The sequence below is a fragment of the Arthrobacter crystallopoietes genome, from assembly GCF_017603825.1.
GTDB classification, from domain to species: Bacteria; Actinomycetota; Actinomycetes; order Actinomycetales; family Micrococcaceae; genus Crystallibacter; species Crystallibacter crystallopoietes_B.
On sequence record NZ_CP072014.1, the window covers coordinates 3,924,834 to 3,948,752 of the forward strand.

The 23,919-nt window shown below is 65.7% G+C and carries 25 protein-coding genes and 1 riboswitch; of the genes, 9 read left to right on the forward strand and 16 right to left on the reverse strand.

What is annotated here, in order from left to right:
- Positions 1-127 precede the first annotated feature (127 nt).
- The gene (locus tag J5251_RS17940) at positions 128-961 is read left to right on the forward strand and encodes a MetQ/NlpA family ABC transporter substrate-binding protein (RefSeq protein WP_208574760.1); all 834 of its coding nucleotides are present in this window, start codon (positions 128-130) and stop codon (positions 959-961) included.
- Between the two features lie 123 nt (positions 962-1,084).
- On the opposite strand, the gene J5251_RS17945 is transcribed toward J5251_RS17940, so the two are convergent.
- From J5251_RS17945 to hemE, 9 genes are all read right to left on the reverse strand, one after another.
- A complete protein-coding gene (locus J5251_RS17945; protein ID WP_139004774.1) occupies positions 1,085-2,212 on the reverse strand; it encodes an AI-2E family transporter in 1,128 nt (375 codons plus the stop codon).
- A gap of 27 nt (positions 2,213-2,239) precedes the next feature.
- Complete coding sequence (gene hemL, locus J5251_RS17950) at positions 2,240-3,565, reverse strand: glutamate-1-semialdehyde 2,1-aminomutase (RefSeq protein WP_208574761.1); 1,326 nt, start codon at positions 3,563-3,565, stop codon at positions 2,240-2,242.
- A gap of 3 nt (positions 3,566-3,568) precedes the next feature.
- A complete protein-coding gene (gene hemB / locus J5251_RS17955; protein ID WP_208574762.1) occupies positions 3,569-4,552 on the reverse strand; it encodes a porphobilinogen synthase in 984 nt (327 codons plus the stop codon).
- Positions 4,539-5,474, reverse strand: a complete 936-nt coding sequence (locus J5251_RS17960; protein ID WP_208574763.1) for a uroporphyrinogen-III synthase — start codon at positions 5,472-5,474, stop codon at positions 4,539-4,541. The genes hemB and J5251_RS17960 overlap by 14 nt, the downstream gene beginning before the upstream one ends.
- Before the next feature lie 2 nt (positions 5,475-5,476).
- Positions 5,477-6,448: a hydroxymethylbilane synthase gene (gene hemC / locus J5251_RS17965; RefSeq protein ID WP_244250717.1), complete on the reverse strand. Its 972-nt coding sequence runs from the start codon at positions 6,446-6,448 to the stop codon at positions 5,477-5,479.
- The gene (locus J5251_RS17970) at positions 6,445-7,587 is read right to left on the reverse strand and encodes a ferrochelatase (RefSeq protein ID WP_208576219.1); all 1,143 of its coding nucleotides are present in this window, start codon (positions 7,585-7,587) and stop codon (positions 6,445-6,447) included. Before J5251_RS17970 ends, hemC begins: the two co-directional genes overlap by 4 nt.
- Before the next feature lie 53 nt (positions 7,588-7,640).
- Positions 7,641-8,348 (reverse strand): hydrogen peroxide-dependent heme synthase, encoded by a 708-nt coding sequence (hemQ, locus tag J5251_RS17975; RefSeq protein ID WP_208574765.1) that lies wholly within the window; start codon positions 8,346-8,348, stop codon positions 7,641-7,643.
- A 67-nt stretch (positions 8,349-8,415) separates the two neighbouring features.
- Complete coding sequence (hemG, locus tag J5251_RS17980) at positions 8,416-9,933, reverse strand: protoporphyrinogen oxidase (RefSeq protein WP_208574766.1); 1,518 nt, start codon at positions 9,931-9,933, stop codon at positions 8,416-8,418.
- A gap of 2 nt (positions 9,934-9,935) precedes the next feature.
- A complete protein-coding gene (gene hemE / locus J5251_RS17985) occupies positions 9,936-10,997 on the reverse strand; it encodes a uroporphyrinogen decarboxylase (protein WP_139004767.1) in 1,062 nt (353 codons plus the stop codon).
- A gap of 158 nt (positions 10,998-11,155) precedes the next feature.
- On the opposite strand from hemE, the gene J5251_RS17990 reads away from it, so the two are divergent.
- The gene (locus tag J5251_RS17990; protein WP_208574767.1) at positions 11,156-12,499 is read left to right on the forward strand and encodes a glutamyl-tRNA reductase; all 1,344 of its coding nucleotides are present in this window, start codon (positions 11,156-11,158) and stop codon (positions 12,497-12,499) included.
- Between the two features lie 10 nt (positions 12,500-12,509).
- Here J5251_RS17990 and moeB read toward each other — a convergent pair whose 3' ends face one another.
- Positions 12,510-13,694, reverse strand: a complete 1,185-nt coding sequence (gene moeB / locus J5251_RS17995; protein WP_244250718.1) for a molybdopterin-synthase adenylyltransferase MoeB — start codon at positions 13,692-13,694, stop codon at positions 12,510-12,512.
- Positions 13,695-13,843: 149 nt separating this feature from the next.
- Here moeB and J5251_RS18000 point away from each other — a divergent pair, with 149 nt between their 5' ends.
- Genes J5251_RS18000 through J5251_RS18010 form a run of 3 tightly spaced genes read left to right on the forward strand, consistent with a single transcriptional unit; the run spans position 13,844 to position 15,050 of the window.
- Positions 13,844-14,464, forward strand: a complete 621-nt coding sequence (locus J5251_RS18000; RefSeq protein WP_139004764.1) for a TetR/AcrR family transcriptional regulator — start codon at positions 13,844-13,846, stop codon at positions 14,462-14,464.
- Positions 14,465-14,511: 47 nt separating this feature from the next.
- Positions 14,512-14,736, forward strand: a complete 225-nt coding sequence (locus J5251_RS18005; protein ID WP_074701505.1) for a DUF3107 domain-containing protein — start codon at positions 14,512-14,514, stop codon at positions 14,734-14,736.
- Positions 14,737-14,750: 14 nt separating this feature from the next.
- Positions 14,751-15,050 (forward strand): hypothetical protein, encoded by a 300-nt coding sequence (locus J5251_RS18010; protein ID WP_139004763.1) that lies wholly within the window; start codon positions 14,751-14,753, stop codon positions 15,048-15,050.
- 22 nt (positions 15,051-15,072) lie between these two features.
- On the opposite strand, the gene J5251_RS18015 is transcribed toward J5251_RS18010, so the two are convergent.
- The 4 genes from J5251_RS18015 to thiO form a co-directional block, all read right to left on the reverse strand.
- On the reverse strand, positions 15,073-15,405 hold the full coding sequence (locus J5251_RS18015; protein ID WP_139004762.1) for a 4a-hydroxytetrahydrobiopterin dehydratase: 333 nt from the start codon (positions 15,403-15,405) through the stop codon (positions 15,073-15,075).
- Between the two features lie 14 nt (positions 15,406-15,419).
- On the reverse strand, positions 15,420-16,187 hold the full coding sequence (locus J5251_RS18020; RefSeq protein WP_208574768.1) for a thiazole synthase: 768 nt from the start codon (positions 16,185-16,187) through the stop codon (positions 15,420-15,422).
- 3 nt (positions 16,188-16,190) lie between these two features.
- The gene (thiS, locus tag J5251_RS18025) at positions 16,191-16,427 is read right to left on the reverse strand and encodes a sulfur carrier protein ThiS (RefSeq protein ID WP_139004760.1); all 237 of its coding nucleotides are present in this window, start codon (positions 16,425-16,427) and stop codon (positions 16,191-16,193) included.
- Entirely contained in the window at positions 16,424-17,575 is a 1,152-nt protein-coding gene (gene thiO / locus J5251_RS18030) for a glycine oxidase ThiO (RefSeq protein ID WP_208574769.1), read from the reverse strand. Before thiO ends, thiS begins: the two co-directional genes overlap by 4 nt.
- Positions 17,571-17,705: riboswitch (TPP riboswitch) on the reverse strand. (Overlaps the previous gene by 5 nt.)
- 104 nt (positions 17,706-17,809) lie before the next feature.
- On the opposite strand from thiO, the gene thiE reads away from it, so the two are divergent.
- The gene (thiE, locus tag J5251_RS18035) at positions 17,810-18,451 is read left to right on the forward strand and encodes a thiamine phosphate synthase (RefSeq protein WP_208574770.1); all 642 of its coding nucleotides are present in this window, start codon (positions 17,810-17,812) and stop codon (positions 18,449-18,451) included.
- Positions 18,452-18,483: 32 nt separating this feature from the next.
- Here the strand turns inward: thiE and J5251_RS18040 are convergent, their stop codons facing one another.
- Complete coding sequence (locus tag J5251_RS18040; RefSeq protein WP_139004757.1) at positions 18,484-19,191, reverse strand: ferritin-like fold-containing protein; 708 nt, start codon at positions 19,189-19,191, stop codon at positions 18,484-18,486.
- Positions 19,192-19,242: 51 nt separating this feature from the next.
- On the opposite strand from J5251_RS18040, the gene J5251_RS18045 reads away from it, so the two are divergent.
- The 3 genes from J5251_RS18045 to J5251_RS18055 all read left to right on the forward strand — a co-directional run bounded on the left by J5251_RS18045 (position 19,243) and on the right by J5251_RS18055 (position 23,689).
- Positions 19,243-20,727: an RNB domain-containing ribonuclease gene (locus J5251_RS18045; RefSeq protein WP_208574771.1), complete on the forward strand. Its 1,485-nt coding sequence runs from the start codon at positions 19,243-19,245 to the stop codon at positions 20,725-20,727.
- A gap of 299 nt (positions 20,728-21,026) precedes the next feature.
- Entirely contained in the window at positions 21,027-22,745 is a 1,719-nt protein-coding gene (locus J5251_RS18050; RefSeq protein ID WP_244250719.1) for a DEAD/DEAH box helicase, read from the forward strand.
- A gap of 38 nt (positions 22,746-22,783) precedes the next feature.
- Entirely contained in the window at positions 22,784-23,689 is a 906-nt protein-coding gene (locus tag J5251_RS18055; RefSeq protein WP_208574772.1) for a DNA-methyltransferase, read from the forward strand.
- A gap of 97 nt (positions 23,690-23,786) precedes the next feature.
- Here the strand turns inward: J5251_RS18055 and J5251_RS20415 are convergent, their stop codons facing one another.
- Positions 23,787-23,918, reverse strand: a complete 132-nt coding sequence (locus tag J5251_RS20415) for a putative transporter small subunit (RefSeq protein ID WP_240793011.1) — start codon at positions 23,916-23,918, stop codon at positions 23,787-23,789.
- Position 23,919: the final 1 nt, after the last annotated feature.

The following is a 23,919-nucleotide window of genomic DNA, read 5'->3' on the forward strand; positions in this document are numbered from 1 at the left end:
AAAGTTTTCCGCATCGTCGACAGCCGAGCGGAAGAATGCAGCGAGTAGCCGCTAGCTGCACCACACCCGGATCCCGGCGACTTGATATTCGTCCGGGGTCTGCGTTATTTGAAAGGAACGCACTCGGATGCGTAAAACACTATCTCTGATCGGCACAGGCTTGGCCACTGCGCTGGCGCTGACGGCTTGCGGTGGATCCGAATCTACCCCCAGCGCTACTCTCGATCCGGCCAGTCCCGTGACGGTTACTGTCGGGGCCAGCCCGGTGCCGCATGCCCGGATCCTTGAGTTCGTTGACCAGAATCTGGCCCAAGAAGCCGGCATCGACTTGGAAATCCAGGAGTTCGATGACTACCAAACTCCGAACATCGCGCTCAGCGACGGGTCGCTCGACGCCAACTACTACCAGCACCTGCCTTGGTTTGAAGACCAGGTCGCTACCAAGGGGTACGAGTTCGAGCATGGCGAGGGCGTCCACATCGAGCCGTACGCTGCCTTCTCCTCGAAGCACAAGAACATTGAGGACGTTCCCGATGGTGGCACTATCGCCATCACGAATGACCCCGCCAACCAGGTCCGTGGTCTGAAGATGCTCGAAGAAACGGGCCTGCTCAATGGCATTGAGGAAGACTCCGCTGCTTTGACCCTAACGGAGGAGCAGAACCCGAAGGGCCTGACATTTGAGGAGAACCAGCCGGAAATTATCCTTCCGCTGGTTGAGGACCCCAAGATCGACCTGGCGCTCATTAACGGCAACTTCATCCTTCAGGCGGGGCTGAGCACCGACGACGCCCTCGCCGTCGAATCCGTAGAGAACAATCCCTACGCCAACTTCCTAGCCTGGCAGGCCGGCGACGAAAATCCTGCCATCGCAAAGCTCGAGGAGCTCCTGCACTCCCCCGAGGTCAAGGACTACATTGTGGAGACCTGGCCGAACGGTGACGTCACCCCGGCGTTTTAAACCTTCCCGGCGAGCAGGTCCGCACCACCACGCTTGAGAACAAGGGAGCCGGCAGCACACGCTGCCGGCTCCCTTGTCAGTTCCGCCCCTTGCCAGTTCCGCCTGGCTGGTTCCTCCGCCGGGTCAGGACACCGTCTCCACGGCCTTCTCCTCCAGGCGCACCCGCCGGCCTGACGCCTCCGGCTTCGTATCGCCCGTCCAGACCTGGATGACGGCCCAGGCCACCGCAGCCACCGGAACAGCAAGAATGGCGCCGACAATACCGCCAAGGATGGTGCCGGCCGTCAGTGCGAGCAGAATGACCAGGGAATGGAGGCTGACGGAACGGCCCATCACGACGGGTTGCAGGAAGTTCCCTTCCAGCTGGTTCACCAGGACCACAACACCGATCACCACCAGCGCGGCAACAGGACCGTTGGCCACCAGTGCGACGAGGGCGGCCAGCACCCCGGCGACCGTGGCGCCGACGATCGGCACGAAGCCGCCGATGAAGATGAGCACCGCCAGCGGCAGCGCCAGCGGCACCTGCAGGATAAACAAGGCCAGACCGATAAAGATGGCGTCGACCGCCGCCACGATGGCGGTGCCCCGGACGTAATTGCCCAATACGTCGACGGCGCGCGAACCGGCCAGCGCCATCTTCGCCCGGCGGCGGTAGGGGAACCAGCGCAGCAGGAACGTCCAGATCCGCTCGCCGTCCTTGAGGAAGTAAAACAGCACTACGGCCATCAGGACCGCGCCGGTGATGAACTGTGTGGCCGTGGACAGGCCGCTGAGCGCGCTGCGGCCGACGGCGGCGCTGGTCAGGAAGTCCAGAATGCCGGCCAGCGCCTCGTCAATCTGCGCCTGGTCTACCGGGAGCGGGAAATCGGCCAGGAATCCCTGCAGCTGCGCCCAGCCTTCGGTAGCCGAACTGATGAGTTCATCCAGCTCGTTCCGAACCGCGACAACGATCCCGGTAATGACTCCGCCGAGCACCACAAGGATGCCCAGGAACGCCGTCGCGGTGGCCAAGGCACTGGACCAGCCCCAGCGCCTCAGGACGTTCACCACCGGATAGACCGCGGCTGCCAGGATGAGTGCAATCAGCACCGGGATCACGAGCAACTGCAGTTGCAGCATCACGTACACGCTGACCGAGAGCAGCGTCAGGATCAGCAGCAGCTGTGCGGAGCGCGTGCCCACCCGGCCCATACCATCGGTCCACAGATTTTGTTCCTGAACTTGGTCCCGCCGGGCAAACAACGCCATCAACATGCTCCTTGAAGTGGTTGGAAATCAGGCTCCAGGTGAGGCAGCGGCCGCCGCCTTCGCCGCGGCCGGAAGGGCAGCGTATATCCGGTCCATGGTCTTGTCGTCATGCGCCGCGGAGAGGAACCACGCTTCGAAGACCGACGGCGGCAGGTAGACGCCGGAATCCAGCATGGAATGGAAGAACGGAGCGTACCGGAAGGTTTCCTGTCCCTGGGCGTCCTCGTAGTTGTGGACTCCGTTGGCCGAGGTTCCGAAGGCCACGCTGAAGAGGTTCCCGGCACGCTGGATGCTGTGGTCCACTCCTGCTTCGCCCAGCGCGGCGGAGACCGCACCGGACAACTCCAGGGACCGCTTATCGATCCCCGCGTAGACCTCGGGCGTGGCGGCGGTCAGAGTGGCCACACCGGCCGCCATCGCGATCGGATTTCCGGACAGTGTGCCGGCCTGGTAGACCGGACCCACCGGGGCAAGGTAGTCCATGACCTCGGCCCGGCCGCCCAGTGCTGCCACCGGCATGCCGCCGCCAATGACCTTGCCGAAGGTCAGCAGGTCCGGCGTGAACGGGGCGTCCGTTCCCTCGGCTCCTCCGGTGAGGCCCCAGTAGCCTGCATAGCCGGTCCGGAAGCCGGTTAGGACCTCGTCCAGAATAAGCAGGGCGCCGTGCTGTGCAGTGATTCGGGAAAGCGCGGCGTTGAAGCCTGCACCCGGTTCCACGACACCCATATTGGCCGGTGCAGCTTCGGTGATCACCGCGGCGATGTTGGGCCCGTGGGTTTCGAACGCTGCTTCAACCGCTGCCAGGTCGTTGTAAGGAAGGACCAGAGTCTCCGCCGCCGTTGCCTCGGTGACACCGGCAGAGCCAGGCAGAGCCAGCGTGGCAAGACCCGATCCGGCGGCCGCCAGCAGTCCGTCCAAATGACCGTGGTAGCAGCCTGCGAACTTGATGATCAGGTTGCGGCCCGTAAAGCCGCGGGCCAGCCGCACGGCGGTCATGGTGGCCTCGGTGCCCGTGGATACCATACGCAGCCGCTCGACGGCGGAAACGCGCTCCATCACGATGGCCGCCAGTTCGGCTTCGGCGGGCGTGGACGCGCCGAAGGACAAGCCGCGGTCCACGGCAGCGTGGACGGCTGCCAGCACCTCGGGGTGGGCATGACCCACCAGTGCCGGGCCCCAGGAGCAGACCAGGTCAACGTACTCGCGGCCATCGGCGTCGGTGAGGTAGGGCCCCTTGGCGGAGACCATGAAGCGCGGCGTCCCGCCTACGGATCCGAAGGCCCGCACGGGCGAGTTCACTCCCCCGGGCATCAGATGGCGCGCGCGTTCGAACAGTTCTTCAGAGCTAGTCATTGCTTAGTTGCTTTCCTTCAGCCAGCGGGCAATCTCGGCAGCCCAGTACGTCAAAACCATATCCGCCCCGGCCCGCCGGATGCCCAGCACGGACTCGAGGATGGCAGGCTTGCGGTCGATCCAACCGTTGGCCGCCGCCGCCTCGATCATCGCGTATTCGCCGGAAATCTGGTAGGCGGCCACCGGTACCGGAGACATGGCCGCCACATCCGCCACGATGTCGAGGTAGCTCATGGCGGGCTTGACCATCACCATGTCCGCACCCTCTTCGAGATCCAGCTCTACCTCCAGCATGGCCTCCCGGCGGTTGGCCGGATCCATCTGGTACGTCTTCCGGTCACCGCTCAACTGCGAATCGACTGCCTCGCGGAAAGGACCATAGAAGGCGGACGTGTACTTGGCCGCGTAGGCCAGCACCGCGGTGTCCTTCAGGCCTGCCTCGTCCAGGGCCTGGCGGATCACGGCAACCTGGCCGTCCATCATGCCGGACGGGCCCAGGACGTCCGCGCCGGACTGTGCCTGGATCACGGCCATCCGCGCGTAGATCTCCAGCGTGGCGTCATTGTCCACTGCCCCATCCGGAGTGAGGACACCGCAGTGGCCATGGTCCGTGAACTCGTCGAGACAAACATCGCTCATGACCACCAGATCGTTGCCTACTTCGGCCTTCACATCCGCGATGGCTTTGTTCAGCACTCCGTCCGGGTCCACGCCCGCGCTGCCGGTGGCGTCGCGGGTGGCCGGCACGCCAAAGAGCATGATGCCGCCCAGGCCAAGCTCCACCGCTTCGAACGCCGCCCGCTTAAGGGAATCGGTGGTGTGCTGGACGACGCCGGGCATGGACTGCAGCGGCGCCGGCTCGGAGATGCCCTCGCGGATAAATGCCGGCAGAATCAGCTGCGAGTTCTCGATCCGCACTTCCGCGGTGAGTTTGCGCAGCGCTGCGGTGGCGCGGAGTCGGCGCGGGCGGTGGCTAGGAAAGCTCATCATCATCCTTCGGCTTTGGTGCGGTGCGGGTCTTGAGGGCCTCGGTAAGCGCGTCCGCGATCCCGGCCGGCGTCGGCGCGGTGGCGGTCGCGGCGATCTCCAGGCCGAGTGTTCCGGCTTCCCTCGCGGTGCTGTTTCCGATGGCCACCAGCAGTACGTGCGGCGGCAGATCCGGCGCGAGTTGATGCAGCCGGCGGGCCACGCTCGGAGACGTAAGAACAACGGCATCAACCGCTTTTTCGGCGACGCCGCGATTGAATTCTTCCACCGTAATCGGTTCCTGTTCGGCTCCGGTCGACGCCGGGGAGGCGGACTCGAGCACAGCGCTCAGGCGCCGCTCCGTCCGGGCCGGATGGTCCACCGTGTGGTAGGCGACCACAGGCAGCACCTGCCAGCCCTTGTCCATCAGGCCCTCGAAAATGGTGTCAGCCGCGATATCCGCCTGCGGCAGGAAGACGTTGGTGCGCAGGGCCGTTTCCGGACGCGGTTCGCCCGGCGGCGGCCAGTCAGCCACCAGTCCGACGGCGTCCATGGTGCCCTCGGGAACAAGGTCAACGTGCAGGCCCTCGGCTACCAGGGCCGCGGCCGTTCCCGAGCCGACTGCCGCGATTTTGGTGTCGCCGGAGAGTGCCTTCAGCGTGGTGCCGAGTGCGGCGGCGCGCTGCTTCAGCGCCCGCACGGTGGTGATGCTGGTGATGACCATCCACGCGAAGCGGCCTTGGCCGAGCATACGCAGCGCTTCGTCCAGCTCGCGGCTGGACTCAGGCTCCTCGAAGTCGATCAGCGGCATCAGCTTCGGTTCGGCGCCCCTGCCGGCCAGCTCCGCCACCATGGCACCTGCGCGGTCAGCACTGCGCGGCAGCACTACTACCAGCCCGGCAAGCGGACTCCCGGGGTTGCCTCGCGGCCGCAGCAGGGGCATGCTCAGCTGCCTGCCAGAGGGGTCAGCTCTCCGGCTCCCTGGGCCAGCAGGTCTTCGGCCAGCCGGGCTCCCAGGCCGGCCGCAGCTTCCATATCCGGGCTGTTGGTCTCCAGGCTGCTGCGCAGCAGCCGTGTTCCGTCCGGCCGGCATACTACCGCTTCGAGCCGGAGAACATCCCCGGCCAGCGTTGCCAGGGCACCGATGGGTGCACTGCAGCCGGCCTCCAGCCGGGCCAGCAGCGCACGTTCGGCGGTCACCGAGAGGCGGGTGGCCTCGTCGTCGTAATCTTTCATGGCCTTCGCCAGTGCGCTTCCGTCCGCGGCGTCGGCCGTCCGGCACTCCACGGCCAGCGAGCCCTGCCCCGGGGCCGGCAGCATGACGGTCGGATCCAGCAGCTCGGTGATGGTCTCGGTCCGGCCCAGCCGGCTGAGGCCGGCGGCCGCCAGGACCACGCCGTCCAGGTCGCCCTGCTTACCCTTGATGACCTCGGGGCCATGCATTCCCCGGACGCGGCCGAGCCGGGTCTCCACATTGCCGCGGATGTCGATGACCTCCAGGTCCGGCCGGGCGGCGCGCAGCTGGGCCGCGCGGCGCGGGGAACCGGTGCCGACCTTCGCACCGGCCGGCAGCTCGGACAGCGTGAGTCCGTCCCGGGCACACAGTGCGTCCCGGACATCAACACGTGCCGGATACGCCGCGATCTGGAGCCCGTCGGCCACACCGGTGGGCAGATCCTTGAGCGAATGCACAGCCACATCGCAGCGGTCATCGAGCAGGGCCTCGCGCAGGGCCGCAACGAACACACCGGTGCCGCCGATCTGCGCCAGCGAACCCTTCAGGATGTCGCCCTCGGTCTTGATCCGGACCAGCTCGTAGTCCACCCCGCCGGCTGCGGCGAGGGCTTCGGCCACGGTAGTGGTCTGGGTGACGGCCAGGGCGCTGCCCCGGGTGCCGATGCGGACGGTGCTTGTCACGGTGCGGGTACTCCTACGGTGGAATCCATGCCGGCAACCGTGGGTTTTTCGCCGCGGCGGTTGGCACAGCAGTTGGGGAAACATACGTCCATCCACGGCCCCAGCCGGGTAGTGGCGGCGCGTTCGGCGATGTTGTGCTCGGCGGTCCGTTCGCAGATCAGGTCGACCAGGCCGGCAACGAACTTTTGGTGCACGCCCGGCGTCGGTACCCGGGCGGCGGCGAGGCCGAGCTTGCCGCAGGTCTCCAGCGCCTCGGTGTCCAGGTCCCAGATCACTTCCATATGGTCGCTGACAAAGCCCAGCGGGACGATGACAACGCCCCTGACGCCCTGCGCGGCCAACTCTTCGAGGGCATCGTTGATGTCCGGCTCCAGCCACGGCACATGCGGTGCCCCGGACCGGGACTGGTAAACCAGCGAATGCGCGACGCCGGCAGCCTCCGGAATCCGGTCCAGCACAGCCTGGCCGGTAGCCAGGTGCTGCGCCACGTAAGCGCTGCCGCCGTCGTACCCGGCGCCGTCCGCCAAGCGCGGCCCGGCTGCCTCGGCGTCTCCCATGGGAATGGAGTGGGTCGCGAACATGATGTGCACGGGCGCATCGGCCTCGCCCTTGGCGGCAAGGTCGGCCCGGACGCTGGCCAGACCTTCGCGCACGCCCTCGACGAACGGCTCCACAAAGCCCGGGTGGTCGAAGTACTGGCGGACCTTGTCCACTTCCAGCTTGCCTTCCAGCCCGGTTTCCACCAGCGCTACGCCGAAGTCCTCGCGGTACTGGCGGCAGCTGGAATAGCAGGAGTAGGCGCTGGTGGTGATGGCCAGCACGCGGCGGTGGCCGGCGTCGTACGCTTCGCGGAAGGTGTCCGCGATGAAGGGCGCCCAGTTCCGGTTGCCCCAAAACACGGGCAGGTCGATCCCGCGGCTGGCCAGTTCGGCCTCCATGGCAGCCTTGAGCGCCCGGTTCTGCGCATTGATCGGGCTGATGCCGCCGTTGGCGCGGTAGTGGTGGGACACCTCTTCGAGCCGCTCATCGGGAATGCCGCGCCCCCGCGTGACATTGCGCAGGAACGGGATGACATCTTCCTGGCCCTCGGGGCCGCCGAAGGACGCCAGGATGATGGCATCGTAGTTCTTCGGCGCCATCCTGCCGTTTTCGTCCACGCCCGCGCGCGGATCGAAGTTTGTTTCAGCGGTGGTCACCGCAGTACCTCGGCAATCTCGGCGGGGCTGATGCGGCGGCCGGTGTAGAACGGGATTTCCTCGCGGACGTGGTTGCGGGCGTCGGTGTAGCGCAGGTGGCGCATCAGGTCGACCAGATCGATCAGTTCCGGCGCTTCCAGGCCCAGGATCCATTCCCAGTCGCCCAGAGCGAAAGACGCCACGGTGTTGGCGAGCACCTGCGGGAAATCGCGGCCAAGCATGCCGTGGTCGCGCAGCATCTTGCCGCGCTCCTCGGCCGGGAGCAGGTACCACTCGTAGGAGCGCACAAACGGGTAGACGCAGAGCCAGGCTTCCGGCTCCTTGCCCAGCGCGAAGGACGGAGAGTGGCTCTTGGTGAATTCGGCGTCGCGGTGGACACCCATGGCGGACCAGACAATGTCCGTCTCTTCGAACAGGGCGGTGCGGCGGATAGTGCGCACGGCTGCCTGCAGCTCATCCGGCTTGGGTCCGTGGAGCCAGATCATGACATCGGCGTCTTCGCGCATGGCCGAGACGTCGTAGGCGCCGCGCAGGGTCACGCCGGCATCCCCGAGGCGGGCGATGGCGGATTCGAAGTCGGCAACGGCAGAGTCCGCAATGTCAGCACCGGACCGCTTGAACACGGTCCAAAGGGTGTAGAACAGCTCTTCTTCGCCGGCAGTTTCGACGGCGCTGGCGGATCCGGACGTGGACGTTTCACTCATGCTTACAGTCTGCCTTCTTCAGTAGTTATTAGTCGAAAACGGATCTTCTACCCATTGTAGAAGCAATTCAGGACGACGACGGCGCCGCGGCCTTCAGTTCGGCTGCAAGCTGACGGGCGCGGGTCCGGCTGTCGGCGACCACGGCAACCAGCCCAGTCCCCGCCAACCAGGCACCGGTCAGCTGCAGGTGCTTCCCGTCGGCAGCGAGCTCGCGCACCCGGGCTACCCTGTCCCGATGTCCCACGGTGGCGGACGGCAGCGCGCCGACCCAGCGGACCACCTTCCAGCCCAGCACATCCGGTTCGGTGATCGAGGTGCCCATCAGCGCCGAGGCGTCGCTGAGCGCCTGGCGATACAGCTTCTCGTCGGGCCAACCGGTGAAGTCCTCCGGCTTTGCGGTACCCGTCTGTCCTACCGCCCTGCCGTAGGACAGACGCAGCACGTGGCTGCCCGGGCCGGTTTCGGCCGCCAGCCAGGGCCACTTTGCCGTGGCGTGCGTGAGCGCCTTCGCCGCAATATCTTCGACCCCCGGCGCTACCAGCAGTCCGGTGCCGCGCGGCTTGGCATCCAGCTCCGGCTGGTCCACCACCAGCGTCACCAATGCCACCGAGGGCCCGGCTGCCGGCTTCAAGTCCGCGATCCCGGGAATGCTTTCCTGCAGCAGCGTCACGGCGGAGACACCGTCCGCCGCCATCACCAGCCCGGCCGCGTCAAAGGTGCCGTCCGCGGACGCTACCCGCCAGCCGCCGTCGTGCTTTGAAATTGCCTTAACCGGCGAGGAGGCGTGCAACTGGACTTTGCGCCGCTTCAGATCCGCCAGCAGGGCCTCGGTCAGCCGGCCCATGCCGCCCGCTAGTCCGGCCACGGCAGAACCTGCCGGGGTGGCTTTGCGCATGGCGCCCACCGCGGCCTGCAGCGAACCGTGGGTTGCCACGGAAGCCCGCAGGCCTGGAGCCACCGAGTCCACATCCAGCACATCGGGATCGGCCGAATAGACACCGGCCGCCACCGGGGTCACCAGCCGCTCAAGCACGGTGCTGCCCATCCGGGTACGGACCAGCTCGCCCAGGCTCAGCTGGTCTTTGCCCAGCAGGTTCCCCAGCGGCAGCACGCGATCGGCCGCCGCGCGCAGGGAAGCCGTGCGTCCAATGGCCGCCACAATTTGCGGGTCGGTGGGGTCGGCAGGAATGCCCAGCAGCCCGGTTTTGGGTAGCCGCTGGGCCGAACCGGGCAGCTGCACCCAGGCACCGCCCGGATCCGGAGCCACGATGCTCTCCCCCAGCCCGAGTTCCCCGGCCAGCCCCGAGACGGCCTGCGAGCGTGTTGCGAAGGACTCCGCGCCGGCGTCCAGCGTGAACCCCGCCACCTCGTGGCGCGCCACGCAGCCGCCAAAGTCCGCGGACGCTTCCAGCACGGTGACCTGCACGCCCTGCATGGCAAGTTCGCGCGCGGCGACCAGCCCGGCGATCCCACCTCCAACAACGACGGCGGTGGGAGCCTTGAGTGCCGGAAGGCGGCCCGTCCACGGGTTGCTGCGGGAGGCAACGCGGTCCTGGTGCCCGGCGTCGTGACGCTGGTGCGGCATGGCTACAGGTCCACCGAATGGATCAGCTTGACCACGCGGGTCAGCACTTCCGGATCCGTTTCCGGCGGGACACCGTGCCCCAGATTGACCACATGTCCCGGGGCCGCGGCGCCGGCGGCGAGTACTTCGCGGACGTGCTGTTCCAGCACTTCCCACGGGGCAGACAGCAACGCCGGATCAATGTTGCCCTGCAGCGGGGTCTTGCCGCCCAGCCTGCGGTTGGCCTCGTCCAGCGGCAGACGGTAGTCCACGCCGATCACGTCGACCCCGACATCGCGCATCGCGACCAGCAGTTCGGAAGTCCCGGTGCCGAAGTGGACGAGCGGAACGCCAAGGTCGCGGACGTGGTCCAAGGCGCGGGAGGAAGCCGGCGCCACGTGGCGGCGGTAGTCCTCCAGGCCCAGCGAGCCTGCCCAGGAGTCAAAGAGCTGTCCTGCGCTGGCTCCGGCTTCGAGCTGGGCGCGGAGAAACTTTCCGGAGGCGTCCGCCGCCCAGTCGGTGAGGGCCCGCCAGGTTTCCGGGTCGGCATGCATCATGGTCCGCGGACCCAGGTGGTCACGCGACGGCTTGCCCTCCACCATGTAGGCCGCGAGAGTGAACGGCGCACCGGCGAAGCCGATCAGCGGCTTCTTCCCCAGTTCATTGACCGTGAGCCGCACGGCTTCACGGATGGGCTCCAGCGCTTCATCGGTCAGGGTGGGCAGGTTCGCGACGTCCGCTGCGGTCCGCACCGGGCTGCCGAGCACCGGTCCGACACCGGGAACAATGTCAACGTCCACCCCCGCCAGCTTCAGCGGAATAACGATGTCGGAGAAGAAAATTCCGGCGTCCACATCGTGCCGCCGCACGGGCTGCAGCGTGATTTCGGCGGCCAGCTCCGGGTTCAGGCAGGAATCGAGCATCGCGATCCCCTGCCTCAGCTCGCGGTATTCCGGCAGCGAACGGCCGGCCTGCCGCATGAACCATACCGGCCGCCGGTCGGGCTTCCCGCCGCGGTAAGCGGTAATCAGGGCAGAATCCGAGGTCCGGCCATCCATCATGGGGTGGGAAGCATTCAACGTCATGCTTATAGATTCTGCTCCACCCGCGCGCTCAAGGCCAACGCGACCGTTTCGGGACCGGGCTGGTGGCAAAAGTCACCCGGCCAAATTGGGTAAACCCAAGGTAAACAGGCCATCCTAAGAAGAACCTGAAGTCCCTACGGGCTAAGATATGAGGCGTTGTGGTTTTATTATCCTTGGTTGCGACCCATTCCGATCTTGATCTGGAAACGGTAGCCCGCCTGAGTGCCGGCTCCTCCCAGGTCGCTTCCAGCGTGCTCAAGGACGGAAGCCCGATCTCCGGCGCCGTGGTCCTTGCCACCTGCAACCGCGTCGAGATCTACTGCGAAACCGGCTCCGAAGCCGACATTGATGCCGCACGCACGGCCGTCATCTCCGAGATCAGCGACCGTTCCGGACTGGACGAAAACCTGGTTGCCCGCTCCTTCACCACCAATACCGGCCCCGAGGTCTCCCGTCACCTCTTTGCCGTCGGCGCCGGCCTCGATTCAGCCGTTGTGGGCGAGCGTGAAATCGCCGGGCAGGTACGCCGTGCCCTGAACGAAGCCCAGCAGGAGGGCACCGCCAGCGGGGCGCTCGTGCGGCTGTTCCAGACTGCTTCCCGCACCGCCAAGGACGTTGGCGCACAGACTGCGCTGGGTGGCCGCGGGCTTTCCATCGTCTCCGTTGCCCTGGACCTGGCCACCGATCTTTCCGAAGACCGTGACTGGGCGTCCAAGAACGTCGTCGTTTTCGGCACCGGGGCGTATGCCGGCGCCACCATGGCGCTGCTGCGCGGACGCGGCTGCACCAGTATTTCCGTCTACTCATCCTCCGGCCGGGCGCGGACGTTCACCGAGACCCGCGGAGGATTCCCTTTGACGGAAGAGACCTTGGGCGCGGCCGTCGCAGCTGCGGATGTCGTCATCGGTTGCAGCGGCAGCGACCGCCAGATCAGCGCCGCCGAGGTTGCCGCCGACCGTGAAGCCGATGCCAAACCCCTGACCATCATCGACTTGGCCCTGACCCACGATTTCGATCCCGCTGTTGGCGAACTGGACGGCGTCGAGCTCATCACGCTGGAGTCCGTGCGTTTGGCCGCTCCGGAAGAGCAGGCAGAGTCGGTCAACCAGGCGGCGAAGATCGTGGATCACGCCGCCCGGGCTTTCGAGGAAAGCCAGCAGGCACGCTCCGTGGATGCCGCCATTGTTGCACTGCGCCGGCACACCATGGCGGTATTGGAAACGGAGCTGGAAAAAGTCCGCAACCAGCACGGCTGCACCGGCCCTGCGCAGGAAGTGGAATTCGCCATGCGGCGGATGGTCAAGCAGTTGCTTCACCTGCCGACCGTGCGTGCCCGCGAGCTCGCAGCCAACGGCCAGCAGGACCAGTACATCGCGGCCCTTGACGCACTTTATGGCATCAGCGTTGCAGAACCCGCGGCGGCGCCGGCCAGCGCCGCCAGCGATGACAGCTGCCCCGTTGACCATACGGCAGGCAGCCGGGGGCAGGCCGCCACCGCCTGAACCCTGCGGCTCAGTACACCGGCTTTTCCGGCTCCATTTCACGCACCCAGCTGAGGATGCCGCCGTCGAGATGCCGGACCCGGGTATAGCCGTGGTCCAGCAGATTCTGCAGCACTTCGGCCGAACGCGTCCCGGCCTTGCAGTGGAAGACCAGGTCCCGGTCTCTGGGCAGCTCGCCCAAGGCCTCTCCGGACAGGATCCGCCCCTTCGGAATCAGCGTGGCACCGGGAATGCTGACGATCTCGAATTCGCCCGGCTCGCGCACATCGATCAGCTCAAAGTCTCCTTGGCCTTGTCTTCGGGACTGGAGCATGGCCGCCAGTTGGCGCGCTGAGACCCTATGGTCGGCATCCACCGTGGTTCCGGGCGCGACGCCGCAGAATGCCTCGTAGTCCATCAGCTCGGTGATCGGTTCACCGTCCGGGTCCTTGCGCACGCGAAGTTCGCGCCAGCTCATCTGGAGCGAGTTGAAGATCAGGACCCGGCCCAATAGCGTCTGGCCAATGCCGGTGATCAGTTTGATGGCCTCGTTAACCATGACGGACCCGATTTGCGCGCAGAGCACGCCCAGAACGCCGCCTTCGGCGCAGGAGGGCACGGAACCGGCCGGCGGAGCTTCCGGATAGAGGTCACGGTAATTCGGACCGTACTTGTCCCAGAAAACACTGACCTGCCCGTCGAACCGCAGGATCGACCCCCAGACATAGGGCTTGCCCAGGATCGCGGCGGCGTCGTTGACCAGATAACGGGTGGCGAAGTTATCCGTTCCGTCCAGAATCACATCATAGCCGGTGAAGATCTCCAGCGCGTTGGACCTGTCCAGCCGCACTTCATGGAGCACCACGTCCACTCCGGGGTTGAGGTTCAGGATGCTTTCCCGTGCCGACTGCGCCTTGGTGCGACCCAGATCCGCGACGGTATGGATGACCTGCCGCTGCAGATTGCTGGTCTCGACCACGTCATCGTCAATAATGCCGATCCGGCCCACTCCGGCCGCCGCCAGGTACAACATGGCTGGAGAACCCAGCCCGCCGGCACCGATCACGAGGACCTTGGCGTTCTTCAGCCGGAGCTGTCCGGCCATGCCGACTTCGGGAATGATCAGGTGCCGCGAATAACGCTCCATCTCGGCCTGCGTCAGTTCCGCCGCGGGCTCCACCAATGGCGGCAACAACACTGATTGCTGGGTATTCATAGTGCCAATCTACGCCGACGCGCACGGGTTGGCAGAATAGATGAATTGATCTGTATTACCGACGCGTAAACTGGCTGGAGAACGATAGTCAAGATTCCTGCTATACCGGCGCGCGGCCACAATCCGGTGCCAGATGAGGTCCGAAGACAGTGAGTACTGATTCCCGGCCGGCGGCCAAGCCTGCACGCCTGCCCCGTGAGGAGCGCCGGCGCCAGCTGCTCCAGGCAGCGCACGAAGTTTTTGTCGCTAACGGCTACCATGGCGCCGCGATGGACGAAATCGCGGAGACGGCCCGGGTCAGCAAGCCTGTGCTGTACCAGCATTTCCCGGGCAAGCGGGAGCTCTATCTGGCATTGCTGGACCACCATCTGGAATCGCTCACGGCCATGTTGATGGCTGCCCTGAACTCCACTAACGACAACAAGCTGCGCGTCCATGCCACCATGGACGCCTACTACCGCTTCATTTCACAGGAGAGCCAGGCACACCGGCTGGTGTTCGAATCGGACCTGAACAATGATCCGGACGTCAGCAAACGCCTGGAGGACTTCAACGCCCAGCTGGCCAGCGCCATAGCCGCTGTCATCGCCGACGACACGAAGCTGTCGGAAGTGGAGGCGACGCTGCTGGGGCGGGCGCTGGCCGGGATGGCACAGATCAGCGCCCGTTACTGGCTCCAGGCCGACAACGAGCTTGAGCGCGATACCGCCGTCGATTTGATCTACCGTTTAGCTTGGCGCGGAATTTCACGGTTCCCGAAGGAATCCTAAGATAGATTTCGAATTAGACATCGTTCGCACACCAGGAGGCATCAGTAGTGGAAATCAAGATTGGTATTCAAAACGTCGGCCGCGAGATTGTCGTCGAGTCCGACGAGTCCGCGGATGAAGTTGCCGAAATGGTTTCCCGTGCCATGAACGGCGGCGCCGAGTTGCGTCTGAAGGACAGCAAGGGCAATCTGGTCATCGTCCCGACCAATGTCCTCGGCTATGTGGAAATTGGCGCCGAGGAGCCGCGCAAGGTCGGCTTCGGGGCCCTCTAACTCCTAACAGCACCGTGGTCCAGTTCGTTCTGATCATTCTGGTGGCAGCCGCCGTAGGCATGAGCGCGTGGGGCATCGACAACAAGCGCCACGCCTACGGCGTCCTGCTGCTGCCGGCATCGGCCATCCTGGCCGCCACCCTCTTGTGGCTCATCCTGATGTTCGCTGGCCTTGGCTCTCAGCCCGGCGTGGATTATCTGAGCTGGCTGCTGCCCATGGTGCTGACCGTTCCCGTGGCCTGGTTCACGGCGCTCCTGGTCGGACGACGTCGCGTCGCCGCGGATGTGGAGCGCTTGACCGAAGCCCTGCGCTGACCCGTCGGAGGGTACCTGGCCGTCAGGCCGGGTACTTGTCCGGTTGGGCCGTGGCCCCCAGGCGGATGGCAAGCTCGCTCAGCGAAGTGGCTGCAGCGACGTCGCGGGTTGTTACCGCGGACCCCGCATCGTGTGATGTCAACCGGATGAAGACCCTGTTGTAGCGCCAGTCGAGGTCCGGATGGTGGTTGGCCTCCTCGGCCAACTCTCCCGCCCCGGCGATGAAATCCAGCGCAGCCCGCCCGTTCTCAAGCTTGAATACGGTGACCAGCGCACCTTCGCTATGGCGCCAATCCGGCAGCGTCCTGAGCTGTTCATCGATCTGCTTGCTGTCCAGCTTGTCCTCGGCGCCCATTGCTCCTCCTGCGGCTAGAGATCCGGGCGGCCTGCAAACGATGATGAAGCCAATGCGTGCTCCCGTTTGGGAATCCGGCCGCCTGTTGCCGCCAGCCTACCGGCGATGACCGCATGTTTGAAGGCTTCGGCCATGCGGACCGGGTGTTGGGCCCTGGTCACCGCCGTGGCCAGCAGGACGGCGTCGCAGCCAAGCTCCATGGCCAGCGCAGCGTCCGACGCCGTGCCGATACCGGCGTCCAGCACCACCGGAATCCCGGCGCGCGAGACAATCAACTCGATGTTGTGCGGATTCAGGATCCCCAGTCCGGTACCGATCGGAGCACCCAGCGGCATCACCGCAGCTGCCCCCAGCAGTTCGAGCCGGCGGGCCAGCACCGGGTCGTCATTGGTGTAGGCGAAGACCTTGAACCCGCGGTTGACCAGTGCCTCGGTTGCCTCCACAAGTTCCACCGCGTCGGGCAGCAGCGTCTCTTCGTCAGCGATGACTTCGAGTTTCACCCAGTTCGTTTCCAGGGCTTCGCGCCCAAGTTCGGCGGTCATCACCGCTTCCCGCGCCGTGTAGCAGCCCGCCGTGTTCGGAAGCACGCGGATGCCATGGCGCTCCAGCAGGTCGAAGACCGAGGTGCCGGTGCCGGCGGCGTAGCGGCGCATCGCTACCGTTGTAAGTGCTGTTCCGGAAGCCAGCAGCGCGTCGCCCAAACCATCCAGGCTCGGCGCCCCGCCCGTGCCCATGATCAGGCGCGATCCGAGTTTGACCCCATCGATCATCAATTCGTCCATTACTCAGCCTCCCTGGACTGCGGTCACGAGTTCTATGCCGTCGCCGTCGGCCAGCACCGTCCGGGCCCAGCTTCCGCGCGGCGCTACCTCCGCGTTCAGCGCGACAGCCACACCGAGCCGTCCGCCGTCGGCCGGTCGCCCGTCCGCCGCCAATTCACGGCCGGTGGTCAGGGCCACCAGCTCGAGCAGTGTCGGCGCGGCCGGCAAAGTCTGCGGACTGCCGTTGACGGTGATCTTCATGCGTGACTCTCCTTGGTCATTTTGCTGAACCTGTCGGGATTGAATTGCAGTAGCTCGACGGAGATTTGCACTCCGTCGATGAGGTCGGCGCAGATCTTGGCCGCGGCCGGCGTCAGGAGCACTCCGTGGCGGAAGAATCCGGTGGCAACGACCAAACCAGGAAGGTCCTCCGCCCCTGCCGCCACCCGTCCCAGCAGCGGCGCATTATCCGGTGTTCCCGGCCGGGCGCGGCAGGTCATCTCTTCGAGCGCGAGTTCCGCGACGGCCGGCACCAGTGTCTGGGCGTCGCGGAGCAACTGGTACACCCCGCCGGCCGACACATCCGCCGACCCGTCCTCACGCTGGGTGGCCCCGATCACCACCGTCCCGTCCCCGCGGGGGACAAGATAAACCGGGTGCCCGCGTACGATGCCACGGATTGTGGAGGTGAGGAGTGGTTGCAGGGCTGTCGGCACGCGCAGCCGCAGAATGTCCCCGTGCACCGGACGCAGCGGTAGCCGCAGCCCTTCGGGCAAGCCGGACAGTGCGGCGGCCGCAAGCCCGTTCGCGACCACCGTTTCGTCTGCCGCGACGACCTCTCCGCCGGCTAGCTGCACGCCAACAACTGTGCCCTCAGCATCGGTGATGAGTCCGGCTGCCTCTTTACTTACGACGGCGGCGCCTGAGTTCCGCAGCATCTTGACTAACGCCGCGGAAAGGGCCCGTGGATCCACTTGGTGGTCGCCCGGCGCGTAGAAAGCGCCGGTCAGGGCCGGGCCCAGGCTGGGTTCGAGCCGCCGTGCCTCGCGGCTGGTGATCTCGTGGACCTCGAGTCCTTCGGCCAGCTGCGCCTGTTTCAGGTCTGCGAGCGCGGTGCGGTCCGCAGCGTCGAAAGCTGCGACCAAGGTCCCGGTTTCCTGATAGCCGGTCTCCCCCAGCCCCGCAACGAACCCAGGGTAGAGCCGGGCGGACTCGCTTGTCAGGGCAAGCAGCCGCTCTTCCTGGTAGTGCAGTTCGCTGACCGGGGCCAGCATGCCGGCGGCGGCGTAGGTGGCGCCCGTGGCGGGAGCGGGATCGATGACGGTGACACAGTGGCCGCGGCGGCTGGCTTCTGCGGCGATTCCCAGTCCCACTATGCCCGCGCCGATGACGGCAACGTGTTTGGACACTTTGAGCTTCCTTCCCTACGCCGGCATAACCCGGATCAGGTTCGACGGTCGGTGCCAGGCACCCTCTCAGCCTGTCGGCCGCCGGCAATTGCCGCACGTGCCGCCGTATCAGGCTCCCGCAGTGTTTTCTCCAGTGTAGCCATAGTCGTGGCTTCGCCGGCGTCACATACTGCCGCAAGCCGACGTCCCGCGGGCGCGGAGTTCCTTGCGCGGTTTGCCATTATGGTTGCAGGTATGGATTTTTCCTCTGCCCAGCTTTACCTTTGCACCGACGCGCGCCGTGACCGCGGGGACTTCGAGCAGTTCCTCGATGCTGCCTACTCCGGCGGCGTGGACATCATCCAGTTGCGGGACAAGTCCCTCGATGCCGCCGAAGAGCTGGAGTTGCTCGGCGTGCTTGCCGACGTTGCCGCCCGGCATTCAAAGCCGTGGTCCGTCAACGACAGGGCGGACCTGGCTGCAGTGGCCGGGGCACCGGTCTTCCACGTCGGCCAGCAGGACCTTCCGCCGGCCGCGGCCCGGTCCGTGCTCGGGCCCGCTGCCGCCATCGGCCGCTCCACCCACACTCCGGAACAGGCATCAGCCGCCATGGCCGATGAGGCCCTGGACTATTTCTGCACCGGGCCGCTGTGGGCCACCCCGACCAAGCCGGGCAGGGCCGCCGTCGGTCTTCAGCTGGTGGAGTTTACTGCCGCCCGGCAGGCTCAGACTGGTTCCGGCAAGCGGTGGTTCGCCATTGGCGGCATCGATCTGGACAACATCGGGCAGGTAGTGGAGGCCGGGGCCAAACGCGTCGTCGTCGTTCGCGCCGTCACCGATGCCGACGATCCGGCCGAGGCCGCCCGGGCGCTGAAGTCCGCGCTGCCGCCCTTGTAACCCCCTGTTCGGCCGGCCGGTGGCGTGAACGTTCAGGCGGTCAGGCCCAGGGCATTCATCCGGCGGGAATGGTTCCGGGTCAGTTCCGCGAAGAGCTCCGCGGTGACCGCCTGCTGGGAGGCCGGTTCATCCAGTCCCAGCAGGGCGCCCAGGAAAGCCCGCTCGATACCGATGCGCTGCGCCTGCGTCAACGCCTCGCCGACTAGCCGCCGACCCCACAGGGCCAGCCTCGAGGCCAGCCGCTCGTCATGCTCGAGCGCCCTGCGCAGCCGTGTGGTCAGCAGGGCCAACTGGTCTCCGTTTTCCTTGATCCTGGACACGAGCGCCCGGGTATCCGGATCCAGCCGGTCGGCGATCGCACGGTAGAAATCTCCAGAAACGGCATCGGTGACGTACGCCTTCATCAAAGATTCGTACCAGTCTCCGGGCCGCGTCCGCTCGTGGAACGCGTCGATCGAAGCCTGAAAAGGCGCCATGGCAACCTGCACGTCGACACCAAGGCGCGCCAGCTCGGCGCTGACAAGTTCAAAGTGCCCGAATTCGACGACGGCGAGGCGCCCGAGATCAGCGCGGTCTTTCAACGTCGGCGAGAAACGGGCGTCCGAGGAGAACCGCTCGAAGGCGGACAACTCGCCGTAGGCCATGACGCCGTACAGATCAACGACATGCTGCAGATGTTCCGCTCCGGTCCCGTTGCTGGCGGCTGGACGATCTGTGGGGAAGGATCCTTCGGAGCTCATGAGCACTACCCTAACGCCCCACCTGTGTCGCTGTGGCGATAGGCTGGGCCTGTGCCGTATTCACACGTTGACGCCAGAGTTAATGAATCACAGCATCTGCTCGCCCGCGTGCTGAAGGAACTGCGCAGTGAGCTGGAACTTCCCGCGGCGTTCAGCCCTTCGGTCATTGCAGAGGCCGAAAAGGCCGTGGCGGAGCAGTCCATGCCTGCCGTGGACCTGACCGGGCTGGACTTCGTCACCATCGACCCACCGAGCTCCACTGACCTGGACCAAGCGATGTACATCGAGCGCGACGGCGAGGGCTACCGGCTCTGGTATGCCATCGCCGATGTTCCCGCTTTTGTTGCTCCCGGTGGTGAACTAGATGCTGAGACGCGACGGCGCGGCCAGACCATATACGCTCCCGATGGACGCATTCCGCTGCACCCGCCGGTGATCAGCGAAGACGCCGGCAGCCTCCTCCCGGACCAGGACCGCAGCGCGTTCGTGTGGGAATTCGAGCTCGACGCCGCAGCGGTCGTCAGTACGGTGTCGCTGCGCCGGGCAAGAATGCGCAGCCGGGCCAAGCTGAACTATGAACAGGTCCAGCAGGACATTGATTCCGGCGAGGCGCCGGTCTATCTGCAGCTGCTCAAAGAAGTAGGGCTCAAGCGCATCGAGTTGGAGCGGCAGCGCGGCGGCGCAAGCCTGAACCTGCCGGATGAGGAAATAGCCCATGACGGGCGCCATTACTTCATCGTGGCTCGGCCGGCACGGCCGGTCGAGGACTGGAACGCCCAGATTTCGCTGATGACCGGCATGGCAGCAGCGGAAATCATGCTCGAGGGCAAGGTAGGGATCCTGCGCACCATGCCCGCTCCGGACGGGGAGTCGGAAGCCCGCTTCCGCCGCCAGACCAAGGCTCTGGGCCACCCCTGGCCGGAGGGAATTGCGTACGGCGAATATCTGCGCGGCCTCGACACCGCGGATCCGAAACAACTGGCATTGATGAACGCCGCCGGATCGCTGTTCCGCGGCGCCGGCTACACGCCGTTCGACGGCGAGGTGCCGCAGGAGCAGACTCAGGCCGCGATCGCTGCAGCCTATGCCCACACCACCGCACCGCTGCGCCGTCTGGTGGACCGCTTCGTCCTCGTCATCTGCGAGGCGTTGTGTGCAAGGACCGAAGTGCCCAACTGGGCCCGGCAGGCCTTACCGCTACTCCCCCAGCTGATGGCTGCCTCGGACCAGCTGTCCGGACGGCTGGAACGTGCGGCGCTGGACGCGGTGGAAGCGGCCCTGCTCAGCCACCGGGTGGGTGAGGAATTCGACGCCGTGGTGATATCGGCCCGCAATTCCAATAACCACTCCAACCATAATTCCAATGGAAATGGCCATAAGGATGCCGTCCCGCACGGCACTATCCAGATCAGTGATCCGGCTGTCAGTGCGCGTTGCGACGGCGAACTGCAGGCCGGCACAGCCATCAGGGCCCGTCTGGTCGAGGCCGATATCGAGAAGCGCACTGTCCGATTCGAGCTGATCATCCCGGCCTGAGCGGTCCGTCCATCCGCGCCGCGGAGCCAGCCCGGGAGACGATTTGGTGTCAGCCGGTAGACTGGTCACTGTAGAACTGGATGCCCGGTCGTTGATTGTTAGTAAATTCATCAACAGGTCCGCACCTACGCGATCTTTAACCCGCCGGCATGGCCATGATGGCTTGCACCGGCACGCAGTTGTTAGCCCGCGATCGGCTTCCACTGGCTGCGTCACGCAACCGGACAGTTCCGCACGGCCGCCAGATGGCCGTGTCGTTGAGCACCGGGGCCCAGGCGCCTTATTTGAATGGTATTTAATTGAACACTGAGAATTCCCTCGTGGACCAGAACAACCTGCTCCATGCGGAAAACAGCCTTGAAGAAATCGAAGTCGAGGCAAGCCTCGCTTCCGATGAACGTCCGCACGAGATTCCGCAGCAGACCTTCGCCGATTTCAACGTCCGCGCCGACATCGTGCGCTCCCTCTTCGACGCCGGCATCACGCACCCTTTCCCGATCCAGTCCATGACCCTGCCCGTGGCGCTCGACGGCCATGACATCATCGGCCAGGCCAAGACCGGTACCGGCAAGACGCTGGGTTTCGGCATTCCCGCGCTGCAGCGCGTTGTCGGCCCTGAAGACGACGGTTATGACAAACTGCCCGTCCCCGGCGCCCCGCAGGCCCTCGTCATCGTTCCGACCCGCGAGCTGGCCGTGCAGGTGGCCAAGGACCTCACCACCGCTTCGCGCCACCGCAATGCGCGCATCGCCACCATCTATGGCGGCAGGGCCTATGAGCCGCAGACCGAGATGCTGGCCAAGGGTGTCGAAGTGGTTGTGGGAACTCCGGGACGCCTGATTGACTTGCACCGGCAGCGCCACCTGAACCTGAAGAACGTGCGCATCGTAATCCTCGACGAGGCGGATGAAATGCTGGATCTAGGCTTCCTGCCCGATGTGGAAACGCTGATCGCCGCCACCCCTGCCATCCGGCAGACCATGCTCTTCTCAGCCACCATGCCCGGCCCCGTCGTCGCCATGGCGCGGCGCTACATGACCCAGCCGACGCACATCCGCGCCGCTGACCCGGACGATGAGGGCATCACCAAGAAAGACATCCGCCAGGTCATCTACCGTGCGCACAACCTGGACAAGACCGAGGTTGTCTCGCGAATCCTGCAGTCCCGCGGCCGCGGCCGGACGATCATTTTCACGAAGACCAAGCGCACCGCTGCCAAGGTCTCCGAAGAACTGATTGACCGCGGTTTCGCCGCCGGCGCCATCCACGGCGACTTGGGCCAGGGCGCCCGTGAACAGGCGCTGCGTGCCTTCCGCAGCGACAAGGTGGATGTGCTCGTCGCCACCGACGTCGCTGCCCGCGGTATCGACGTCGACGACGTCACCCACGTAATCAACTACCAGTGCCCGGAAGACGAGAAGACCTACCTGCACCGTGTGGGCCGCACCGGCCGTGCTGGCAACAAGGGCACCGCGGTCACGTTCGTGGACTGGGACGATGTTCCCCGCTGGGGCCTGATCAACAAGGCTCTGGGCCTGGACCAGCCGGAGCCGGTAGAAACCTACTCCTCATCGCCGCACCTGTACACGGATCTGGACATTCCCGAGGGTACCAAGGGTCGCCTGCCCCGCAACCAGCGCAAGCTCGCCGGCATCGACGCCGAGGAGCTTGAAGACCTGGGCGAAACCGGTAAGAAGCATGGCGGGCGTGATTCCGGCCGCCAGGGCGGACGTGGTTCCGAACGTGGTGGCAGCCGCGGCCGCGGCGAAGGCCGTTCCGACGCCGGATCCCGCACAGCAGCCGAACCGTCGGACGGACCCCGACGGCGCCGCCGTCGTTCTTCCGAAACCGAAGATGCTGCCGGCCGTACGGCCGCCGAGCGTCCGGCCCAGGCCGAGAACACCGCCAAGACCGAGGGTGAGAGCGTTCGTCCGCGCCGCAGCCGCAGCCGTACCCGGCGGCGCAACGGCGAAGTGGTTAGTTCGCCGGAAACCTCCGGCGCCGGTAACGCGGAATAACCGGCAGTAGCGGACGAGAAAAGGCTACCGCTTCAGTTATGACGGAGACTGTCTCCGGGCCCGGGCCCGGTTCTTTGTGGTCGCCGGACGGCAGCAATCTGGTGGTGCACGCGGACAACGCGGAGTTCCTGCCGACGCTGCCGGACGGCGCCTTCACGCTCATCTACGTCGATCCCCCGTTTAATACCGGTCGGTCCCAGCGCCGGCAGCAGCTATCCATGGTCCGGAGCGTCGACGGCGAGGGAGACCGGGTGGGCTTCCAGGGCCGCTCCTACCAGACCATCAAGGGCATGCTCTCCAGCTACGACGATGCCTTCGACGACTACTGGTCCTTCCTCGAGCCCAGACTGGCCGAGGCATGGCGGCTGCTCGCCGACGACGGCACACTGTACCTGCACCTGGACTACCGCGAGGTGCACTACGCAAAGGTGCTGCTGGATGCCCTGTTTGGCCGCGAGTCCTTCCTGAACGAAATCATCTGGGCCTACGACTACGGCGGCCGTGCGAAGAACCGCTGGCCCGCCAAGCACGACAACATCCTGGTCTATGTGAAAAACCCCCGCACCTACCACTTCGACAACGCCGAGGTGGACCGCGAGCCTTATATGGCTCCGGGCCTGGTCACCGCGGAAAAGGCAGCCCGAGGCAAACTTCCCACGGATGTCTGGTGGCATACCATCGTGTCCCCGACAGGCAAGGAAAAGACCGGCTACCCCACGCAGAAGCCCGAGGGCCTGCTCCGGCGCGTTGTGGCCGCCAGCAGCCGCAAAGACGACTGGGTACTGGACTTCTTTGCCGGTTCGGGTACCCTCGGCGCCGTGGCGGGGCAGCTGGGACGGCGCTTTGTCTGCGTGGACCAGAACCCGCAGGCGATCGAAGTCATGGACAAGCGTCTCTCGCCCCAGGCCTCTGTTGTTCGCTTTGGAACGGCAGCTGCACCTTAGGGCCTAAACATCCGCTGTCCTGCACGCCGCAGGCAGAACAAAGGCGGCCGGACAGTTCATTGAAACTGTCCGGCCGCCTTTGTTGGCATCGGGTCGCTTAGATGATGGTGCGACCCTCTCTACGAGCCTCGGCCCAGTCGCGGAAGAAGCCCTTGCAGATCATGAACAGGGTTCCGCCGACGATCACCGGCCACATCAGTACATAAATGGTCAAAAGGATGGTTTCCATT